At 53.3% G+C, this 2,995-nt stretch carries 1 rRNA gene; it reads left to right on the forward strand.

The window, feature by feature from the left end:
• Position 1 precedes the first annotated feature (1 nt).
• Positions 2–2,946, forward strand: a 23S ribosomal RNA gene (locus tag RBB45_RS26215).
• The last annotated feature ends 49 nt before the right edge of the window (positions 2,947–2,995 follow it).

The raw sequence follows: 2,995 nt of genomic DNA on the forward strand, positions 1-2,995 counted from the left end.
AGGTTAAGTTAGAAAGGGCGCACGGTGGATGCCTTGGCACTAGGAGCCGATGAAGGACGGTACTAACACCGATATGCTTCGGGGAGCTGTAAGTAAGCTTTGATCCGGAGATTTCCGAATGGGGAAACCCTCCATCCGTAATGGGATGGAACCCTTGCCTGAATACATAGGGCATTGGAGGCAGACCCGGGGAACTGAAACATCTAAGTACCCGGAGGAAGAGAAAGCAAACGCGATTCCCTGAGTAGCGGCGAGCGAAACGGGATTAGCCCAAACCAGGAGGCTTGCCTCCTGGGGTTGTAGGACACTCTACACGGAGTTACAAAGGAACGGAGTAAATGAACAGGCATGGAAAGGCCGGCCATAGAGGGTAACAGCCCCGTAGTTGAAACTTCGTTCCCTCCAGAGTGGATCCTGAGTACGGCGGGACACGTGAAATCCCGTCGGAAGCAGGGAGGACCATCTCCCAAGGCTAAATACTCCCTAGTGACCGATAGTGAACCAGTACCGTGAGGGAAAGGTGAAAAGCACCCCGGAAGGGGAGTGAAACAGATCCTGAAACCGTGTGCCTACAAGTAGTCAAAGCCCTATGACCTTCGGGTCAGGGTAATGGCGTGCCTTTTGTAGAATGAACCGGCGAGTTACGATTACATGCGAGGTTAAGTTGAACAGACGGAGCCGCAGCGAAAGCGAGTCTGAATAGGGCGAATGAGTATGTGGTCGTAGACCCGAAACCAGGTGATCTACCCATGTCCAGGGTGAAGTCCAGGTAACACTGGATGGAGGCCCGAACCCACGCACGTTGAAAAGTGCGGGGATGAGGTGTGGGTAGCGGAGAAATTCCAATCGAACTTGGAGATAGCTGGTTCTCTCCGAAATAGCTTTAGGGCTAGCCTCATGTTGTAAGAGTCTTGGAGGTAGAGCACTGTTTGGACTAGGGGCCCCCATCGGGTTACCGAATTCAGACAAACTCCGAATGCCAAAGACTTATCCATGGGAGTCAGACTGCGAGTGATAAGATCCGTAGTCAAAAGGGAAACAGCCCAGACCACCAGCTAAGGTCCCAAAGTATACGTTAAGTGGAAAAGGATGTGGAGTTGCTTAGACAACCAGGATGTTGGCTTAGAAGCAGCCACCATTTAAAGAGTGCGTAATAGCTCACTGGTCGAGTGACTCCGCGCCGAAAATGTACCGGGGCTAAACGTATCACCGAAGCTGTGGGTGGACACCATCAGGTGTCCGCGGTAGGAGAGCGTTCTAAGTGCATCGAAGTCAGACCGCAAGGACTGGTGGAGCGCTTAGAAGTGAGAATGCCGGTATGAGTAGCGAAAGATGGGTGAGAATCCCATCCACCGAATGCCTAAGGTTTCCTGAGGAAGGCTCGTCCGCTCAGGGTTAGTCGGGACCTAAGCCGAGGCCGAAAGGCGTAGGCGATGGACAACAGGTTGATATTCCTGTACCACCTCTTTACCGTTTGAGCAATGGGGGGACGCAGGAGGATAGGGTAAGCGCGCTGTTGGATATGCGCGTCCAAGCAGTTAGGCTGCAAACGAGGCAAATCCCGTTTGCATCAGGCTGAGCTGTGACGGCGAGGGAAATTTAGTACCGAAGTTCCTGATTCCACACTGCCAAGAAAAGCCTCTAGCGAGGGAAAAGGTGCCCGTACCGCAAACCGACACAGGTAGGCGAGGAGAGAATCCTAAGGTGAGCGAGAGAACTCTCGTTAAGGAACTCGGCAAAATGACCCCGTAACTTCGGGAGAAGGGGTGCTTTTTAGGGTGAATAGCCCGGAAAAGCCGCAGTGAATAGGCCCAGGCGACTGTTTAGCAAAAACACAGGTCTCTGCGAAGCCGCAAGGCGAAGTATAGGGGCTGACGCCTGCCCGGTGCTGGAAGGTTAAGAGGAGGGGTTAGCGCAAGCGAAGCTCTGAATCGAAGCCCCAGTAAACGGCGGCCGTAACTATAACGGTCCTAAGGTAGCGAAATTCCTTGTCGGGTAAGTTCCGACCCGCACGAAAGGCGTAACGATCTGGGCACTGTCTCAACGAGAGACTCGGTGAAATTATAGTACCTGTGAAGATGCAGGTTACCCGCGACAGGACGGAAAGACCCCGTGGAGCTTTACTGCAGCCTGATATTGAATTTTGGTACAGCTTGTACAGGATAGGTAGGAGCCTTTGAAGCCGGAGCGCCAGCTTCGGTGGAGGCATTGGTGGGATACTACCCTGGCTGTATTGAAATTCTAACCCGCGCCCCTGATCGGGGCGGGAGACAGTGTCAGGCGGGCAGTTTGACTGGGGCGGTCGCCTCCTAAAAAGTAACGGAGGCGCCCAAAGGTTCCCTCAGAATGGTTGGAAATCATTCGCAGAGTGTAAAGGCACAAGGGAGCTTGACTGCGAGACCTACAAGTCGAGCAGGGACGAAAGTCGGGCTTAGTGATCCGGTGGTTCCGCATGGAAGGGCCATCGCTCAACGGATAAAAGCTACCCCGGGGATAACAGGCTTATCTCCCCCAAGAGTCCACATCGACGGGGAGGTTTGGCACCTCGATGTCGGCTCATCGCATCCTGGGGCTGTAGTCGGTCCCAAGGGTTGGGCTGTTCGCCCATTAAAGCGGTACGCGAGCTGGGTTCAGAACGTCGTGAGACAGTTCGGTCCCTATCCGTCGTGGGCGCAGGAAATTTGAGAGGAGCTGTCCTTAGTACGAGAGGACCGGGATGGACGCACCGCTGGTGTACCAGTTGTCTTGCCAAAGGCATCGCTGGGTAGCTATGTGCGGAAGGGATAAGTGCTGAAAGCATCTAAGCATGAAGCCCCCCTCGAGATGAGATTTCCCATAGCGTCAAGCTAGTAAGATCCCTGAAAGATGATCAGGTTGATAGGTCTGAGGTGGAAGCGTGGTGACACGTGGAGCTGACAGATACTAATAGATCGAGGACTTAACCACATTTGATTGCTTTGTAATTCTTCTTCTGCATTATCTAGTTTTGAGGGAA

It is taken from the genome of Bacillus sp. MMSF_3328 (assembly GCF_030733525.1).
Taxonomy (GTDB): Bacteria; Bacillota; Bacilli; order Bacillales; family Cytobacillaceae; genus Bacillus_AB; species Bacillus_AB infantis.